Raw genomic sequence first — 16,645 nt, forward strand, 5'->3', positions numbered from 1 at the left:
CTATGTCGCTCATGCACCGCCGCAATCGCCTGCCGCCGCTCCAACCCGAACCGATCCGGCGTATCGAGGCAGGCCCCTGGGCGATTGAATTGCTGCCGGGCTGCGCCTACGCGACCCGCTATGTCGCAACCCAGGCCTCGATCGGCTTCGCCTTCGACAGCCAGTGCGGCCTGCACGCCATCGGCAGCGACCGGGTGCATCCGTTCGAGGCCATGCCCAACGGCCTGGCCTTCGTCCCGGTGGGGTGTGATGTGTTCTCCGAATCACCCCAGGGCGGTGAATACCTGCGCATCCTGCGCACCGACGGCGTTGCGCTGGAGGACGAACGGGCCTTCAACAATCGCATCGACCCGCCGGCCATTGCCCTCGCCCACCGCATGCGCGGCGCGCTGTTGCGGGCTTCGGCGCAGGACGACTGGGAATCCTGGGCGCTGGGATTGGCTGAACGGGTGACGGGCCACCAACGATTGCCGGCGCCTCCTCCCGGTTCGATCACCGGCCGACGCATGCGCCTGCTCGACGAGTTCATTGACGCAAGTCTCGCCGGCCCACTCGGCGTACCGGCGATGGCAGCGCTGCTGGGGTTGTCCGAAGGCTACTTCATCCGGGCATTCAAGCTCGCGACGGGAAAAAGCCCTCACAGCTACCTGATCGACCGACGTCTGGCCAAGGCCCGGACCTTGATGAGCGACACGAGCGCCAGGCTGACCGAGATCGCCCTCGCCTGCGGCTTCAATTCCCAGGCGCACATGACGACGCTCTTCAGGCAGCGTCTGGGCATCAGCCCGGCACAGCTACGCGGGCACTCCAGAAGTTGAGTTAGGCACTGATCTGAAAGATGCTCGGCGAATGAGCGCCTAGAGCGGCTCGGCTGTTTGAATCAGCGAGTTCAACACCAACTTGATTTCTGCCGCCGGATCTTTATGCCCTTGCAATATCAAACCTTCCGACAAGGCAGTGAAGGTCTTTGCAAGCGTGGCATTTTCCATCGGCGGTTTCTTGCCCGCATGATTGAAGATGATGGTAATGAGCTTGCCCAAGGCAATGCTGTTTTCTTCATGCAGATCATTGTAGAGCGGTGAAAACTCGGCATCGCGCAGTGCAATCAACTGCAACTCGACGTCGAGGATCGCGCAATTGGCGTTATCTTTCAGGGTGTCGATGTAGGCATTCAGGCCCTGCGTCAACTGCTCGGACGTATAACCGGCCGCCAGGGTCGAGCCCAACCGATCGATTTCCACTCGCTTGAACCGCTGCGCCAATTGCAACAACAGGTCGGCCTTACTTGAAAAGTTGGAGAAAAATGCCCCTTTCGAATAACCAGCCTCCTCGGAAATGGTGTTCACGCTGGCCGCGTGAAAGCCTTTCTTGATCATCAGATCAATGGCCGTATCGAATAATCTGTCTCTGGTTACTTGCTGGCTTTCCTCTCGACCTAGTCTCTTTTTAATCACGCCCTCGGCTCCTTTAGCCAACGAAAATATCTATTTGTAACTGAATGCAAGCATTGGCTCCTGCCGGCAAAAAACCCGTGACGGCCATCATATCTTATACGCGCTCGTATTAATCACCCGCATCTAAACTTTTAAGCAGGTGCCATGTAATCGCCATGTATTGGGGCAGCCGAAGACGAATGCAAGATGAGTCGTCGGCTGCGACTTACTGTGCCATTAGAACAGCGTCGCCTGGCCTCGACACCCATTGGAAAATGCCCCGCGACCACGTGCGGCCACCGATGATCCCTTGGGTAAAACCCGGTTTTTTTCAGGCCCGCGGGCGCTTTTGCGGTGAACCACAAAAGCTTCACATAAATACCGCTTGATTTTCAGATACCGAATGGTTTTTACTTGCGCCGTTGGTGAAGCCCAACGCCTGGTCCGCGCTTCGCGTCAGCGACAGCCATCCGATGCAACGCCAGGGTCACCCCAAAGGAGCTGGATCTTAATGGAATATGCCTTCGTTACAGGCGCTACGGGCCTGCTTGGGAACAACGTCGTCCATGCGCTGCTACAGCGCAAAATCAAGGTGAAAGCGCTGGTTCGCTCCCTCGAAAAGGGGCGCAAGCAGTTCGGCGACCTGCCCGTTGAACTGGTGGAAGGCGACATGCTCGATGTCGACGCCTTCAGCCATGCCCTGCAAGGTTGCGACGCCCTGTTCCATACGGCCGCCTATTTCCGCGACAGCTATAAAGGCGGAAAGCACTGGCAAAACCTCTACGACACCAACGTCACCGGCACCGAACGCCTGCTGCAAGCCGCTTATGCCGCCGGCATCCGTCGTGCCGTGCACACCTCTTCCATTGCCGTGCTCAAGGGCAACCGAGATCAAGTCATCGACGAAACCATGTCTCGCAGTGAGCAGGAAGCGGACGATTACTACTTGAGCAAGATACTGTCCGAGCAGAAGGTCCAAGCGTTTCTAGTGCAGCACCCCGACATGTTCATCGCCATGGTATTGCCGGGCTGGATGTTTGGTCCCGGTGATATTGGCCCGACCTCCTCGGGACAGTTCCTGCTCGATTTTGTAGGACAAAAACTCCCTGGTGTTCTTCCTGGAAGTTTTTCCGTGGTCGACGCCCGTGACGTGGCTGAGCATCAGATCGCAGCCATCACCCGGGGTCGTTCCGGCGAACGTTACCTGGCCGCCGGCAACCACATGGACATGAAGAGTATTTTCCAGGCGCTCGCCAGTGTCAGTGGAATCAAGGCACCGGAACGCAAAGTGCCTTTGCTCATGTTGCGCATCATCGCCCTGGTCTACGAAGGTTATTACCGTCTTACCAAGAAACCGGTGTTGATCAGCACTTCCACGGTCAAACTCATGGAACAAGAGCAAGGCCGCACACACTTCAGCCATCAAAAGAGTTCAAGGGAGCTGGACTGCAAGTTCCGCCCTGTCAGTGAAACCCTGACCGATACGCTGAACTGGTATCGAAACAATAACTACCTAGATGCTTGATGACAAAGAACAACTATAGCCTGCCTCTGTAGCACTTTTCAGACACGCCATACATCCAAGGATTGAAAGAGGTTGGTATATGAAAAGCCTTTCCAGTAAAGAAGGTTTTCTGCATCGTTTTGTCGGTTTTTCGGAATCTTTCCCCGATCAGATAGCCATCAAGTATCTGGACGCGGAAGAACAAACCGTCACTTACCGTCAATTGCGAAACATGGCACAGGGCTGTAATGGTGTGCTCAAAACGCTCGATGTTGTCCCCGGCGATAAAGTTGCGTTAGTGCTGCCCAATAGCGTGGCGTTCATCGCTTATTACCTGGCGATCATCGGCCGCGGCGCGGTGCCGGTCATCCTCAACCACAAGCTGACGCCGTTCGAGATGTCCAACGTCATCGGCCTGGCCGGGCCAACGCTGGTGGTCACGACTGCCGCGCTGGCGGTGCAGCACAGCGAGCTGTTCCACCCGGACTCCGGCATCCGCCATACCTTGGCGCTGGAGGTTGGGGACGAGCCGTCGGCGGCGCTGCCAGCCCATGCGACTGCCGTCGCGCAGGTGCCGCACGAGGCCGAGCCCTTGATGTTGCCCGAGGACAACCCGGTGGTCTCGGTGCAGTTCACCTACCGGGGCCTGGGTAAACCCCTGGCCGTGGCCCACCGCTATCTCGACCTGACGCAATCGAGCGACGGGCTGCACGAGCAATTCCATCTGCAAGGCGTCGGGTCGGTCCATCTGGTGACGCTGCCGCTCTACGCCATCTTCGGGTTGTCCGTGATGATGGTGTTTCCGTTGAGCATCTGCGCCACCCTGCTGATGACCAACACGCTGCTCAACCGCGACCTGGCTGAAGTCCTGTCCGAACATCAGGTCAGCTTCGCCTGCCTGGTGCCCGACGTGATCCGCTACTTCAACACGCGCCTGGCCAAGCGCAAGGGCGCGCTGTTGCCGATGCACCCGAAATTGATGGTCTATTCCGGCGGCAGCCACCTGCCGGCCGACGAAGCCGAGAAGCTGGGCAAGTTGCTCGGCTGCAACGCGGTGCTGCAAGGCTATGGCTTGACCGAAAGCATGCCGGTGATCGTCCAGAGCTCGATTGGCCAGGTCCACCGCGGTGCCATGGGACGCGCGATCAGCGGTGTGGAACTGCGAGTCGTCGACGCCGAGGGCCGTGACGTTGCCCGCGGACGCATCGGTGAATTGCTGATCCGCGGTTCGATGGTAATCGACGGTTACCTGGATGCCGATGACGCCAACGCCCGGTTCTGGCGTGATGGCTGGTTCCACACCGGAGACCTGGTGTGGCAGGACGAAGACGGCCATGTGTTCTTCTATTGCCAGCGCCTGCGGATCTCGAAGATCAAGGCGCAAATGGTCGACCTGACGGAAATCGAATCCATCGCCCTGAAACACCCTGGCGTAACGCGCGCCAAGGCCTACATCGTCCCGGACAACAAGGAAGTGAACGTCTTGCATCTGTGCGTGGAAGGAAGCGCCGACCTGACCCAGAACGCGATCGCCACCCTGCTCTCGCGCTACCTGTCGGGCTTCAAGCTGCCCAGGACCATCGAAATCATCGCGCTCAAGGAAGTGGCTTATGCAAGCTGACAACACCCGACCGGTACTGGCCGTCTTCGATTTCGACGGCACGTTGACCGACCGACACACGTTCTGGCGCTACATGCGCTACATCGCCGGTACCCGGTCGTTCTGGCTCAGGATCATTCCCCTGTTGCCGAAAATGCTCAGCGTGGTCGTCGGGATCACCCCGTTGATGCAAGCCCGGCTGGCCTTCATCGCCTGTTACCTGGGCGGCCTGTCCGTGGACGATGAGCGCGCGCACGCCAAGTACTTCATCACCGAGCTGTTGCCACTGTGGCTGCGGCCCGAGGCCCTGCGCCGGTTGCAATGGCACCAGTCCATGGGCCATGTCACCGCGCTGGTCAGCAACTCGCCCGAGAATTACCTGATCCCCTGGGGCCAGGCGGTGGGTTTCGACTATGTCTGCGGCACTCGCCTGGCCACGGCGAAAAACAAACTGACGGGCGGCATTTGCGGCACCAATTGCGTTGAGAGAGAGAAAGTCACACGGCTCAAGGGCTGCTTGAGCAACCTCGATGACTTCTACATTTATGCCTACGGCGACTCATCTGGCGACGATGCCCTGCTCGGCATCGCTCACTCTCCCTTCTACAGAAATTGGTACTGACCGATGAACACTCTGAGCACGTTGGCCCCCACGTATTTCAAGCGCCCTGGCAGCGCCCCCACCGTCATGATCGTAGGCGCCGGCCCGATTGGCCTGTCCCTGGCAATCATGCTGAAAAAATGGGGGGTTGGCTTTCGCATCATCGAAAAAAACGCCGGCCCTTCCACCGCGACCAAGGCCATGGCGATCCATTCGCGCACCCTGGAAATCTTCCGCGACCTGGGCATCGCCGACCAAGCCGTCAGCGATGGGTTCACCATCAACCAGTTTTCGGTACAGTCGAACGCCAAGCGGGTGTTGAACTACAACTTCTCCTACCTGGATGCGACGTACCCGTTGCTGCTGAGCCTGCCGCAGCCGCAGACCGAGAAACTGCTGCTGGAGCGGCTCAATGAACTGGGCGCGCAGGTGGAGTGGAACACCGAGCTGGTGGACCTGCAAAACCAGCCCGACGCCGTGAACATGACCCTGCGGCACGCCGACGGCCACGAAGAAACGCTGACCACCCGCTGGGTGGCCGCCTGCGACGGCGCGCGCAGCAACATCCGCAAACGCCTGGACATGACGTTCGAAGGTTCGTCCTACGACCGCTTCTTCATGTTGGCCGACGCCGACATCGAGTGGTCCGGCAGCAAGGACGAAGGCGCCTTCTTCCTCGGTGCGCAGGACGGTTACGTGGCGGTCGCGCCGATCAGCGCCCAATCCCGCTATCGCCTGTTCATCGAGATGCCCTACAACCTGCCGCCGGAAGGCGAGCGCCCTTCCCTGAGCCTGGAAAACTTCCAGCGGTTGTGCGAAGGACGCGGGCAGAAGATGACGCTGTCCAACATCTCCTCGACCACCATCGCCTCGTTCCAGCATCGCCGCGTGCAGACGATGCAGCAGGGTTCGGTATTCCTGGTGGGCGACTCCGCGCACATCGGCAGCCCGATCGGCGGGCAATGGATGAACCTGGGGGTTTCCGAGGCCTACAACCTGGCGTGGAAGATGGCCTACGTCGAGCAGGGTCTGGCGCAGCCCTCCCTGCTCGACAGCTATAACGACGAGCGCTACCCGGTCGCCCTCGAAGTCGAGAACACCGCCCACCGCCTGACCGGCCTGATCACCGTCCGCCAACGCGCGCTGGTCTGGCTGCGGGACAATGTCCTGCCGCTGTTGAGCAACCGCAAGAAGGTCCAGCGCAAGCTGCCGTCGATGATTTCCGGTCACCAATACCACTACGCTAAAAGCGATTACATCCAGGAGTCGCTGACGAAGAAACAGCGCAAGAACTGGTACCGCAAAGGCCAGAAGCCCGAGTTCCAGAGCGCGGCGCCGCGCGCGGGGCAACTGGCGCCGGATGTCGAGCTGTGGCAACTGCAAGGGCTGCCGGCAAAACGCTTGATCGACCTGTTCCACGGCACCTTCACGCTGCTGGTGTTCACCGGGGCCGATCAGTTTTCACCGCTGCTGCCGGGCTATTACACCCTGGCCCAGACCGTGGAAAAAGACTACCCGGGCATCAAGGCCTATTGCGTGATCGACGCCCTCAGCAGCGCCGGATTGCCCGCCTGGCACTCGACGTTGCTCGACCCTGACTGGCGGCTGCACAAGCGCTACCACGCCAGCGAGGGCACGCTGATGCTGATTCGTCCTGATGGCTACATTGCCTTCCAGGGCGCCGACGCCATGACCCTGGTGGCGTATCTGAACCTGAGGTCCGGGTTACTCAAGGGTGCCACAAGAACAACACCGTCCGAGGTTGACGCAGTAGAACTCCAACTTTAAGTCGCCCTGTCGACTACTGCCCGTTTGATGGGTGGATTCACCCAAGGCCCGGCCCTGGGCCATGACTTTTTGATTTTTCTTATTGACAGAAACGTCTACCGACTTCGGTTAGGAGAACCTCATGCGCTTGCAACTTAACGATGTTGTGCAGGAATTCATCGTGTCCAATGGAAAAATAGCCCACAGCTATTTTTCCCTTTCGGAAAAGATCATCGATTCACTGTGCGAATCCAATGTCGCCAAGGAATCGATCCTGATGCGCCTGCTGGAGCAGGCCGAGTCCGTCACCGCGCATTACTTCAGCGCGCACAAGCAAGTCATCGAAGGGGTCTATGCCCAAGGCATCGATGCCCCGGTGAACAAGCCGGTTGCGGTGCTCGAAACGGTCCACGCCACGGCGCCGATCTTGGCCGCGGCGCCCGTCGTCGAAGCACCTGCGGCACTCGACTACGCCCAATGGTTGCGCGCCGAGATCGCCTCGGCCACCGGCTTCAAGCAGGAGCAGATCGACTTCGATCAAAGTTTCGAGAGCCTGGGCATCGACTCCCTGGGGCTGGTGGACATCTTCGAATCCCTCGCCCAGCACTTCCCGGAAAAGCAGGCGCAAACCTCGCAGCTGTTCGATGCGCCCACCCCGACGGCCCTGCTGGCTCGCCTTGAAGCCGACCCACAAGCGCCCGCGGTGGATGTGCAAGCCTGGGTACTGGCGCAACTGGCGACCATCACCGGTTTTTCGGCCGAGCAGATCGACCTGAACCAAACCTACGAAGGCCTGGGCCTCGACTCGCTGGTGCAACTGGACTTCCTCGAATCCGTGGTCGCCACGTGGCCACAGCTCAAGGCCAACAGCTCCGAGTTGGCCAACGCCAAGTACCCGCAGGCGACCATCGCCCTGATCGATGCCGCCCTTGCCGGCCCAGGGCCCGAGGCCTGCGAACCCGCCCCGGCGGCGGTCACGGCCGAGACGCCGGCGCCGGCCCACAACCTGCTGCTCGACACACTGTCGCCGCTGGTCGCGGACACCGCGCAGTCGATCGATGTCCAGACACCTTTCGCCCAATTGGGCCTCAATGGCTTCAGCCGCGAAACGCTCTGCCAATCCATGGCCCAACACTGCTCGGCCAGTGAGTTTGCCGGCGAAGCGCTGATGTCCCGTCGCACGCCCCAGGACGCCCTGTCACTGCTGGCAAGGCTGGGCTGAAACACGCTGCGCAATACAGGAATGGAATCCGGGTGATCGAGCCGATCACCCAGCATTTTGGCGATCAGGAGACAAGGTATGAGTGGCGCAGTGACCACAGCAGGCGATTTCTGCTTCAGTGCGATGGCCGGTGAATTTCCAGGGGCGTCGTCCATCGACGCGCTCTGGCACCTGCTGTCCCAGGGGCAGATAGCGCCTATCGAATCGATGCCGGCCCGTTGGGAACTGGACAAGGCGTCGATCTATTCGGCAAAACCGGGGGAACGCAATCGCGTCTACCTGGACAGGGCCTTTTGCCTGACCGATGACCCCGAAACCCCTTCGCGACATGAAGGGCGACAAGTCGCTATCGGTCAGAAAGTCCTCCAGACACTGCTCGGCCAACTCTCCGCTCAAGGTTCGACCCTGGCCCGCGAGCGCACGGCCCTGGTGGTGGCGACGTCCTGGAGCGACGAGAGCTTCTTCGTCAGCGGCATGGCCGCCAAAGCCGCTGCAGAGCAAGGCTATACGCCGGGCGAACAGGTGGCGGAACTCGCCGCGGCGGTTGGCCTGGGCGGCCCGGCGCTGTCAGTCGACACCGCTTGCAGTTCGTTTCCCTACGCCATCGACATGGCCCAGGCGCTGGTCAACAGTGGACAGGCCGACAACGCCATCGTCATGGCGCTCAACACGGTATTGCCGCCGGCATTGTTCCTCGGATTCTCTCAACTGACGGCCTTCTCTGCCCGCGCCCAAATGGAAGCCTTCGGCCAGGATGCCGACGGCATCGTGCCGGGCGAGTGCGCGGTGGCCTTTCTGGTCGAGCCCGTCGCCCAGGCCTTGCTTGCCCAGCGCCAACCGTTGGGGGTCCTGCGGGCCCTGGGATTGTCCGCCGACGGCGCCGAAGGCTCAGTGTTCGCGCCCGGCAAACAGGCGCAGTTCACCGCTTACCAGCGCGCCTATGCGGACCTCGACCCGAGCGACGTCGACTACATCGAAACCCACGGCACCGGCACCCCGCTGGGTGATGCCACCGAGCTGGCTTCGCTGAACAGTTTCTTCGCTGGCCACCGCCCAGACGAGCGGAAAATCACCATCGGCTCGATCAAGTCGGTCATTGGCCACCCGCTGGCGGCCGCCGGGGGTGCTTCGCTGGCCAAGGCCTTGATGATCCTGCGCCACAAAAGCATTCCACCCCAGCCTGGCTATCGCCCCAGTGCCAAGGTCGATGAGACGTGCCTGCGGCTTGCCACCGGGCAGGTGCAGACGCTGGCGGAGCGCTCCTCGGCGATCCGCGTCGGCATTTCCAGCTTCGGCTTTGGCGGGGCCAACGCTCACCTGGTGGTGGATGAATACGTGCCCGGCCACGCGCCCGCCGCCCCTCGGGTTGCTCCCGGCGTGCTGATGCTGGACCTTGCGATTGTCGAGGCCGAAGCCGCGCTGGGCAGCCACAGTTCCTTGCACGCCTTCCAGCAACAGCTCGACCAGCCGGCGGCCCCTTCGGTGGTGTTCCCCTACGGGCGTTTCGTGGATTACACCGTGACGCCCGAGCAACCATTGTTGCAGGGAAAATTCCTTGCCCGAGACCAGCTCATCGACATCGACGGTTTCGGCATGGGCCCCAAGCCATTGGCCCATGTCGATCCGTTCAAGCTGTTGATCACCGACCGCGTCAATCACCTGCTGCGCCGCCTGCCGGGTGTCGCCGGCTCGCCCGCCACGGCGATGGTCATGTGCTGCAACATGGGCGGCGAGCGTTTCAGCAACGCGTACAGCAGCGCCCATCATTTCTACGGCCATGCCGAAGGGACGCCACCGGGCGTCGAGGTCACGGACGTGGCAACCATGCTGCCGAACATGCTGTCCGGGTACCCGGCGCAGATCTTTGACTTCAGGGGTTTCCATCAGACCCTGGTGGGCACCACGGGCCTGTTCTGGCAAACCCTGCTGGCTGCCCCGCAATGGTTCAACGACGGCATCACCACGCTGCTGCTCGGGGCCGGACGCTTTATCAGCGGTGAGATCGAGGTCGAACGGGCCCAGCGCTCCCCGGCCTTGCAAGGTGAAGGGCTGGGTGTACTTGCCCTGCGCCGTCATCAGGCAGATGCCCGCGAAAAACCCTTGCTGGTGATTCGCGCGGCCGTGCTGGCCCACGCTGCCCGTTCACTGGACGAAGCCTGCCGCCTGGCCGGCATGCCGCGCGATCAATACCCCCACGTCGAGGTCTGCGAGCTGCAACCTGACCCAGCGCCTGCACAGGGTTCGCTGCGGGACATGACCGGTTTCCTGGCTGAAGCCACGGGCATCGAAACCCTGTTGGCGGTGACGTTGCGCAAGGCGAGCCATACCGTGATCGAGGTGCGCGACGCCGGCAAGACAGTGATGTGGTTGTTCACCGAAAAACTTCGCGAATGGCACCAGGACGCAGACGCCACGACCGCCCCCATCAAGTTGCCGTTCATGCTGCGGTTCGCCCATTCAGCGTCCCACGAACTGCAACAACTCATCCCACCCGTGCGGCCGGTCAACCGGGTGCGCGAGCCGCAGCACGACGGTGTCGATGTGTTGCAGCTCAGCGACATGCTCACCAGCACGCTGCTGACCGGGCTACGGGTCCGGGTCCGCGCCATGGAAGGCCTCTTCGCCCTGCACCGGGGGGCTGACGCCCAGCGTCCGGCGCTGCGGCCGCGTCGCAAGGAAAATATCGTGATCGCCGACGTCCGGCGAGGTCCGCATGCCTTGCAGGCGCAGCTGGTGGTCAACGAGGCCCACCCTTACTTCTTCGATCACCCGCTGGACCACGTCCCCGGCATCCTGTTGATCGAAGGCGTGCTGCAATTGCTCGAACTCGCCACGCCGCCGTCGGGTGGCCGCGCCGCCTACATCAAGCGCCTGAGCATCAAGTTCCAGCAGTACGTGCAAAAAGAAACACCGATCCAATTGCACCTGGAACAGGGCCAGGATGCGCAGGCGTTCACCGCCAAAGTCATGCAGGGCGGCCAGTTGATGTGCACCTGCGTACTCGAAATGGCCCACAGCTCGGCGTTCGAGACCTCGCCGGCCGTGGCGTTCACCGCCGCGCCCTGCCGCGACAAGGCGCTGCTGCACAAGGCTCGGGAAGAAAACGTCATCGTCAGTGAGATGAGCGGAATCGCCCAGGGCTTGAGCGTGGACACGGTGGAACTGCCTGACCGGCACTTCTTCCATGAAGGCGATCCGCACCACCATTCGATGGCGTATTTCCTCGAAGTGGCCCGCCAGTGCTACATGCAGATTGCCCACACTCACCTGCATATCCCGCTCAAGACCCCCATGAACCTGCTGGCCTTGAGCTTCACCCTGGAGCGGCCCATTGCGCGCAACAGTCCGCTGTCACTGGCGCCGCAAGCCGGGTTCGATGCGCAGTTGCGGTCATTCAAGACCAACCGCATCTACATCGACCTGTTCAACCGTGGCGAAAAAATCGGTCAGGCCAGCATCACCGCCCAGGTGCTGAGCCAGTCCGCGCCCGCTGCCTGAGGACGTTGAATGACCGCTTCCCTGAACCTCATCGAGCCCCCAACCAAGGTGACGCCGTGAACGATGTAAACGTGCAAATCGTAGTCAAATCGCCGCCTTCCGAGATCTGGAAGATCTGGAGCGATTTCTCCCAAGCGCCGCTGTGGGACACCGACGTTCGCCACTGCGAACTCGAGGGTCCATTCCAGGCCGGGACGCACGGCAAATGTGTTCTCAAGAACGGCTTGAACATGCCCCTGAAACTGGAGGCCGTGAGCCTGCAGGAGAGCTACCGCAACACCGCGAAGCTGCTGTGGATCGACCTTGAGTTCGATCATCGGATGCGCAGGCTTGGCGCCGAACAAACCCATGTCATCCATAGCGCGAAGATCTCCGGTCCATTGAGTTTTCTCTACCGCGGGCTGTTGCGCAAAGCACTGACGGCGGCGATGACCAAGGCACTGGACAACCTCTGCACCCTGGCTGAGCAGCGGACGAACGCCTCCCGAAGCCCGGGAGCCGAGCGAACCGCAGCGCACCTGCACCTCGTATGAGTACGCCGGGGGCCGTGCACCGGTCCCCGGACACGCTTCGTTGACTTTTCAATCACAGAACACTTCGGATCGAGCATGAACCTAAAGCAAACCACTCACTCTTTCGTCATGGGCATCATCGGCCTGGGCCTGATCGCCCCCGCGTCCAGTTTCGCTGACACGCTTGGCCCTTATGTCAGTGCCATGGGTGGCCTGAACTGGGTCGCCGACCAGGACCTCAACCAGAACGACCTCGATTTCGTCGAGATGCAATACAACCAACCGCTGCATTCCGGCTACGCCACCGGGTTGGCGCTGGGCTGGGGCTTGCCGATCGGGCTGCGACCTGAACTGGAATTGAGCTACCGCAAGAACACCCTGACCCAGTTCAATCACCGGGTCTATGAAGGCGGCGGCAGTATCGACGGCGAAGGGAAAGAGGAAGCCAGCAGCCTGATGGCCAACCTCTGGTACGACGTCTCGAACCTGCCAGCGCCGTTGAACCGGGTCACGCCTTACGTCGGCGGCGGGCTGGGCTATGCGGTGTTGACCATCAGCGGCCTGGAAGCCGGCGGCGTCCAGTTCGGCAACAGCCACCGCGATACGGTCCCGGCCTACCAACTCGGTGCCGGGGTCGGTTTCGAACTCGCCGAGCACTGGTCCATGTCCCTGGACTACCGCTACTTCAAGACGCGTGAAGCCCATTTCGGCGACATCCAGAACCTGCCCCAGGGCGATGTGAAAACCGAGTACAAGGCCCAGTCCCTGATGCTCGGGCTGCGTTACTGGTTGTAAGCCGACACCGAACACCGAAGTCCCCCTTGGTGGGAGCGAGCCTGCTCGCGAAGGCGTTGGCTCAGTCGGCTTGTTTGCTGGCGGGTCGGCCGCTTTCGCGAGCAGGCTTGCTCCCACATTTTTTAGGGCAGGCATCGACATGGCGGGCTGCTACACCGCCTCTTGACCGCTGGTCGGATAATACCGACCCCATAAACCACACAAACATCATGGGCTAGTATCAATCCAGGTCGGCTGGAGATTGCCCATGTCATTGGCTGAAGATCGCAAACCCGAACGCCGCAAGGAAACCCGGCTGTTCCTGTTCCTTGTTGTCTGTCTCTTTCCGCTGTTATCGGTCGCCATCGTCGGCGGCTACGGGTTTCTCGTCTGGTTTTTCCAGATGCTCTACGGCCCGCCCGGTCCGCCTAACTGACGGATGACTTTTGCTCAACGCGCTGGAGCCCGTTCATGGACGAAGCCCTGCACATTGCCAGTCTTGTCGTACTCGCCCGGCCCTCGTTGTTCGAAGCGGTCAAGGCGAACCTGTGCTTGCTCGAAGGCCTGGAAATTCATCAGCAAAGTGCTGCCGGAAAACTGGTGGTGGTGCTTGAGGCCGTGGATGAAGACCAGATTCTGCAGCGCATTCAACAGATCAACAGCCTGCCAGGCGTTCTCAATGCCGCGCTGATCTATCACGAGCTCCTCGAACCCGAAGGTGACCCCGAATGAGCCTGACCCGCCGAGCGTTCGTCAAGTCCCAGGCCGCCGCCATTGCCGCCGCCGCTGCCGGTCTTCCGATCATGACGTCGGCCAGCAACCTGGTGACCGAAGCCGACATGGTCACCCTGGACTGGAACAAGGCGCCCTGCCGGTTCTGCGGCACCGGTTGCAGCGTCATGGTCGCGACCCGGGACAACCGGGTGGTCGCCACCCACGGCGACATCAAGGCCGAGGTCAATCGCGGGCTGAACTGCGTGAAGGGCTATTTCCTGTCGAAAATCATGTATGGCTCCGACCGCCTGACCCAGCCGCTGCTGCGCATGAAGAACGGCCAGTACGACAAACAAGGCGAATTCCAACCGATCAGTTGGGAGAAGGCCTTCGACATCATGGCGTTGAAATTCAAGCAGGCCCTGAAAGACAAAGGTCCCGGCTCGGTCGGCATGTTCGGTTCCGGGCAATGGACGGTATGGGAAGGCTACGCCGCCAACAAGCTGATGAAGGCAGGCTTGCGCTCCAACAACATCGACCCCAACGCCCGTCACTGCATGGCCTCGGCGGTGATGGGCTTCATGCGCACGTTTGGCGCGGACGAACCGATGGGGTGCTACGACGACATCGAAGCCACCGACGCCTTCGTGCTCTGGGGCTCGAACATGGCCGAGATGCACCCGATACTCTGGAGTCGGGTCACCGACCGGCGCCTCAGCCAGCCGACCGTGAAAGTCGCGGTGCTGTCCACCTTCGAGCACCGCAGCTTCGAACTCGCCGATATTCCCATGGTGTTCAAGCCGCAAACCGACCTGATGATCCTCAACTACATCGCCAATCACATCATCGAAAGCGGCGCCGTCAATCAGGATTTCATCAGCAAGCACACTCGCTTCGCCAAGGGCGCGGATGACATCGGCTACGGCCTGCGCCCCGACGATCCAAGGGAGCAGAAAGCCGCCAACGCCACCAAGGCCAACACCTGGACGGACATCTCCTTCGAGCAGTACGCCGCCTTCGTCAAGCCCTACACGCTGGAGCGCACCGCCAGGGAAACCGGGGTTCCCGCCGAGCGCCTGAAAAGCCTTGCCGAGCTGTATGCCGACCCCAAGCGCAAGGTCGTATCGTTCTGGACCATGGGCTTCAACCAGCACACGCGCGGGGTGTGGGCCAACAACCTGATCTACAACATCCATTTGCTCACCGGCAAGATCAGCGAACCGGGCAACAGTCCCTTCTCGCTGACGGGCCAGCCATCGGCCTGTGGTACGGCACGGGAGGTGGGTACATTCTCCCATCGCTTGCCTGCCGACCTGGTGGTGACCAACCCCAAGCACCGCGCCACCGCCGAAAGAATCTGGAAGCTGCCCGCCGGCACCCTCCAGGAAAAGCCCGGTTTCCACGCGGTGGAACAAAGCCGCATGCTCAAGGACAGTGTGCTCAATGTCTGCTGGACCCAGGCCAGCAACAACATGCAGGCCGGGCCGAACATCATGCAGGAAGTCCTGCCGGGATGGCGCAACCCGGACAATTTCATGATCGTTTCCGACGTCTACCCGACCGTTTCCGCCCAGGCCGCCGACCTGATCCTGCCCAGCGCCATGTGGGTGGAAAAGGAAGGTGCGTTCGGCAACGCCGAACGGCGCACCCAGTTCTGGCACCAGTTGGTAAGCGCGCCGGGCGATGCCCGCTCGGACCTGTGGCAACTGATGGAATTCTCCAAGCGCTTCACCACCGATGAAACCTGGCCCGCCGAACTGCTGGCCCAGGCCCCCGAACTCAAGGGCAAGACCCTCTTCGAAGTGCTGTTCAGGAATGGCCAGGTCGACCAGTTTCCCGTCGAACAGATGGAGGCCGGCTACAAGAACGATGAAGCCAAGGCCTTTGGTTTCTACCCGCAGAAAGGGCTATTCGAGGAGTACGCCCAGTTCGGTCGCGGCCACGGGCATGACCTGGCGAACTTCGACCGCTACCACAGTGAACGTGGGCTGCGCTGGCCGGTGGTCGAGGGCAAGGAAACCCGCTGGCGCTACCGCGAAGGGCTCGACCCTTATGTGGAGAAAGGCAGTGGGGTGCAGTTCTACGGCTACCCGGACAAGAAAGCGATCATCTTCGCCCTGCCCTACGAGCCGCCCGCCGAAGCCCCGGACGCCGACTACCCGTTCTGGCTGTCCACCGGCCGCGTCCTCGAACATTGGCACACCGGCAGCATGACCCAGCGTGTCGAAGAGCTGCACAAGGCCGTGCCGGATGCATTGGTCTACATGCACCCCGACGACGCCAAGGCCCTGAAGGCGCGTCGCGGCAGCGAAGTGAAGCTGGTCAGCCGTCGCGGCGAGATCCGCGCCCGCATCGAAACCCGCGGTCGCAACAAACCGCCCCAGGGGTTGGTCTTCGTGCCGTTTTTCGATGCCAACAAGCTGATCAACAAAGTCACGCTCGATGCCACCGACCCGATCTCCAAGCAGACCGACTATAAAAAATGCGCGATACGCATCGAGTTGATCAGCGTGGCCTGAGGAGAACCGTCATGCTTTTTCGCACCCTGCCGTTGCTCCTGCTCGCGATCATGGGGATCGCGATCGCCGCCGACGTCGATTACCCCTTGGACGCGCCCGCGATGGACGGCCGCCGTCCCGGTGGCACCCTCTCCCAGAGCCTGCCGGCGCCTCCCATCGCCGAGGAAGAAAACAAAGACCTCAAGCGCGAACGCAATTACCCCGACCAGCCGCCGACCATCCCCCACACCATTCGCGGTTACCAGATCGACAAGAACGGCAACAAATGCCTGACCTGCCACAGCCGCGCCAACAGCGCACGGACCCAGGCAACCATGATCAGCATCACCCACTACATGGACCGCGACGGCCAGGCCCTGGCGGCCGTTTCACCGCGCCGGTACTTCTGCAACCAGTGCCACGTGCCGCAGACCGATGCCAAGCCGCTGGTGGGCAACACGTTCGAGACCATCGACAAGATCCTGCAAGACGACGCCAACGCGGCCCCCCGCAAGCCCTGAG

Annotated in this window: 14 protein-coding genes; 13 read left to right on the forward strand and 1 reads right to left on the reverse strand. The window is 61.4% G+C overall.

Annotated elements, in window-relative coordinates:
- Positions 1-2: 2 nt before the first annotated feature.
- Positions 3-818: a helix-turn-helix domain-containing protein gene (locus AD664_RS05555; protein ID WP_053145001.1), complete on the forward strand. Its 816-nt coding sequence runs from the start codon at positions 3-5 to the stop codon at positions 816-818.
- A gap of 39 nt (positions 819-857) precedes the next feature.
- Here the strand turns inward: AD664_RS05555 and AD664_RS05560 are convergent, their stop codons facing one another.
- Positions 858-1,454: a TetR/AcrR family transcriptional regulator gene (locus tag AD664_RS05560; RefSeq protein ID WP_053145003.1), complete on the reverse strand. Its 597-nt coding sequence runs from the start codon at positions 1,452-1,454 to the stop codon at positions 858-860.
- Positions 1,455-1,944: 490 nt separating this feature from the next.
- On the opposite strand from AD664_RS05560, the gene AD664_RS05565 reads away from it, so the two are divergent.
- From AD664_RS05565 to AD664_RS05620, 12 genes are all read left to right on the forward strand, one after another.
- On the forward strand, positions 1,945-2,958 hold the full coding sequence (locus AD664_RS05565; RefSeq protein ID WP_053145004.1) for an SDR family oxidoreductase: 1,014 nt from the start codon (positions 1,945-1,947) through the stop codon (positions 2,956-2,958).
- Positions 2,959-3,037: 79 nt separating this feature from the next.
- Positions 3,038-4,558, forward strand: coding sequence for a class I adenylate-forming enzyme family protein (locus AD664_RS05570; RefSeq protein WP_053145008.1), 1,521 nt, complete (start codon positions 3,038-3,040; stop codon positions 4,556-4,558).
- Complete coding sequence (locus AD664_RS05575) at positions 4,548-5,159, forward strand: HAD-IB family hydrolase (protein WP_053145010.1); 612 nt, start codon at positions 4,548-4,550, stop codon at positions 5,157-5,159. The genes AD664_RS05570 and AD664_RS05575 overlap by 11 nt, the downstream gene beginning before the upstream one ends.
- Positions 5,160-5,162: 3 nt before the next feature.
- Positions 5,163-6,926 (forward strand): FAD-dependent monooxygenase, encoded by a 1,764-nt coding sequence (locus tag AD664_RS05580; RefSeq protein ID WP_053145012.1) that lies wholly within the window; start codon positions 5,163-5,165, stop codon positions 6,924-6,926.
- Between the two features lie 121 nt (positions 6,927-7,047).
- Entirely contained in the window at positions 7,048-8,127 is a 1,080-nt protein-coding gene (locus AD664_RS05585; RefSeq protein ID WP_053145014.1) for an acyl carrier protein, read from the forward strand.
- Between the two features lie 78 nt (positions 8,128-8,205).
- A complete protein-coding gene (locus AD664_RS05590) occupies positions 8,206-11,625 on the forward strand; it encodes a beta-ketoacyl synthase N-terminal-like domain-containing protein (protein WP_053145016.1) in 3,420 nt (1,139 codons plus the stop codon).
- Positions 11,626-11,681: 56 nt separating this feature from the next.
- Positions 11,682-12,158: an SRPBCC family protein gene (locus AD664_RS05595; RefSeq protein ID WP_053145018.1), complete on the forward strand. Its 477-nt coding sequence runs from the start codon at positions 11,682-11,684 to the stop codon at positions 12,156-12,158.
- 75 nt (positions 12,159-12,233) lie between these two features.
- Positions 12,234-12,932 carry an outer membrane protein gene (locus AD664_RS05600; protein ID WP_042728642.1) on the forward strand — a complete coding sequence of 233 codons (699 nt, stop codon included), beginning with the start codon at positions 12,234-12,236 and terminating at the stop codon, positions 12,930-12,932.
- 247 nt (positions 12,933-13,179) lie between these two features.
- A complete protein-coding gene (gene napE / locus AD664_RS05605; protein ID WP_042728643.1) occupies positions 13,180-13,347 on the forward strand; it encodes a periplasmic nitrate reductase, NapE protein in 168 nt (55 codons plus the stop codon).
- Between the two features lie 35 nt (positions 13,348-13,382).
- A complete protein-coding gene (locus AD664_RS05610) occupies positions 13,383-13,643 on the forward strand; it encodes a chaperone NapD (RefSeq protein ID WP_042728644.1) in 261 nt (86 codons plus the stop codon).
- Positions 13,640-16,144 (forward strand): nitrate reductase catalytic subunit NapA, encoded by a 2,505-nt coding sequence (gene napA, locus AD664_RS05615; protein ID WP_053145020.1) that lies wholly within the window; start codon positions 13,640-13,642, stop codon positions 16,142-16,144. The genes AD664_RS05610 and napA overlap by 4 nt, the downstream gene beginning before the upstream one ends.
- 11 nt (positions 16,145-16,155) lie before the next feature.
- Entirely contained in the window at positions 16,156-16,644 is a 489-nt protein-coding gene (locus tag AD664_RS05620) for a nitrate reductase cytochrome c-type subunit (RefSeq protein ID WP_053145022.1), read from the forward strand.
- Position 16,645 lies beyond the last annotated feature (1 nt).

This window comes from Pseudomonas sp. P97.38 (genome assembly GCF_001269745.1).
GTDB lineage: Bacteria > Pseudomonadota > Gammaproteobacteria > Pseudomonadales > Pseudomonadaceae > Aquipseudomonas > Aquipseudomonas chlororaphis_E.

Coding starts and splice junctions, on each gene's coding strand:
- AD664_RS05580 (WP_053145012.1), top strand. CDS start 5,163: ATGAACACTCTGAGCACGTTGGCCCCCACGTATTTCAAGCGCCCTGGC.
- AD664_RS05565 (WP_053145004.1), top strand. CDS start 1,945: ATGGAATATGCCTTCGTTACAGGCGCTACGGGCCTGCTTGGGAACAAC.
- AD664_RS05555 (WP_053145001.1), top strand. CDS start 3: ATGTCGCTCATGCACCGCCGCAATCGCCTGCCGCCGCTCCAACCCGAA.
- napE (WP_042728643.1), top strand. CDS start 13,180: ATGTCATTGGCTGAAGATCGCAAACCCGAACGCCGCAAGGAAACCCGG.
- AD664_RS05585 (WP_053145014.1), top strand. CDS start 7,048: ATGCGCTTGCAACTTAACGATGTTGTGCAGGAATTCATCGTGTCCAAT.
- AD664_RS05570 (WP_053145008.1), top strand. CDS start 3,038: ATGAAAAGCCTTTCCAGTAAAGAAGGTTTTCTGCATCGTTTTGTCGGT.
- AD664_RS05610 (WP_042728644.1), top strand. CDS start 13,383: ATGGACGAAGCCCTGCACATTGCCAGTCTTGTCGTACTCGCCCGGCCC.
- AD664_RS05590 (WP_053145016.1), top strand. CDS start 8,206: ATGAGTGGCGCAGTGACCACAGCAGGCGATTTCTGCTTCAGTGCGATG.
- AD664_RS05600 (WP_042728642.1), top strand. CDS start 12,234: ATGAACCTAAAGCAAACCACTCACTCTTTCGTCATGGGCATCATCGGC.
- AD664_RS05575 (WP_053145010.1), top strand. CDS start 4,548: ATGCAAGCTGACAACACCCGACCGGTACTGGCCGTCTTCGATTTCGAC.
- napA (WP_053145020.1), top strand. CDS start 13,640: ATGAGCCTGACCCGCCGAGCGTTCGTCAAGTCCCAGGCCGCCGCCATT.
- AD664_RS05620 (WP_053145022.1), top strand. CDS start 16,156: ATGCTTTTTCGCACCCTGCCGTTGCTCCTGCTCGCGATCATGGGGATC.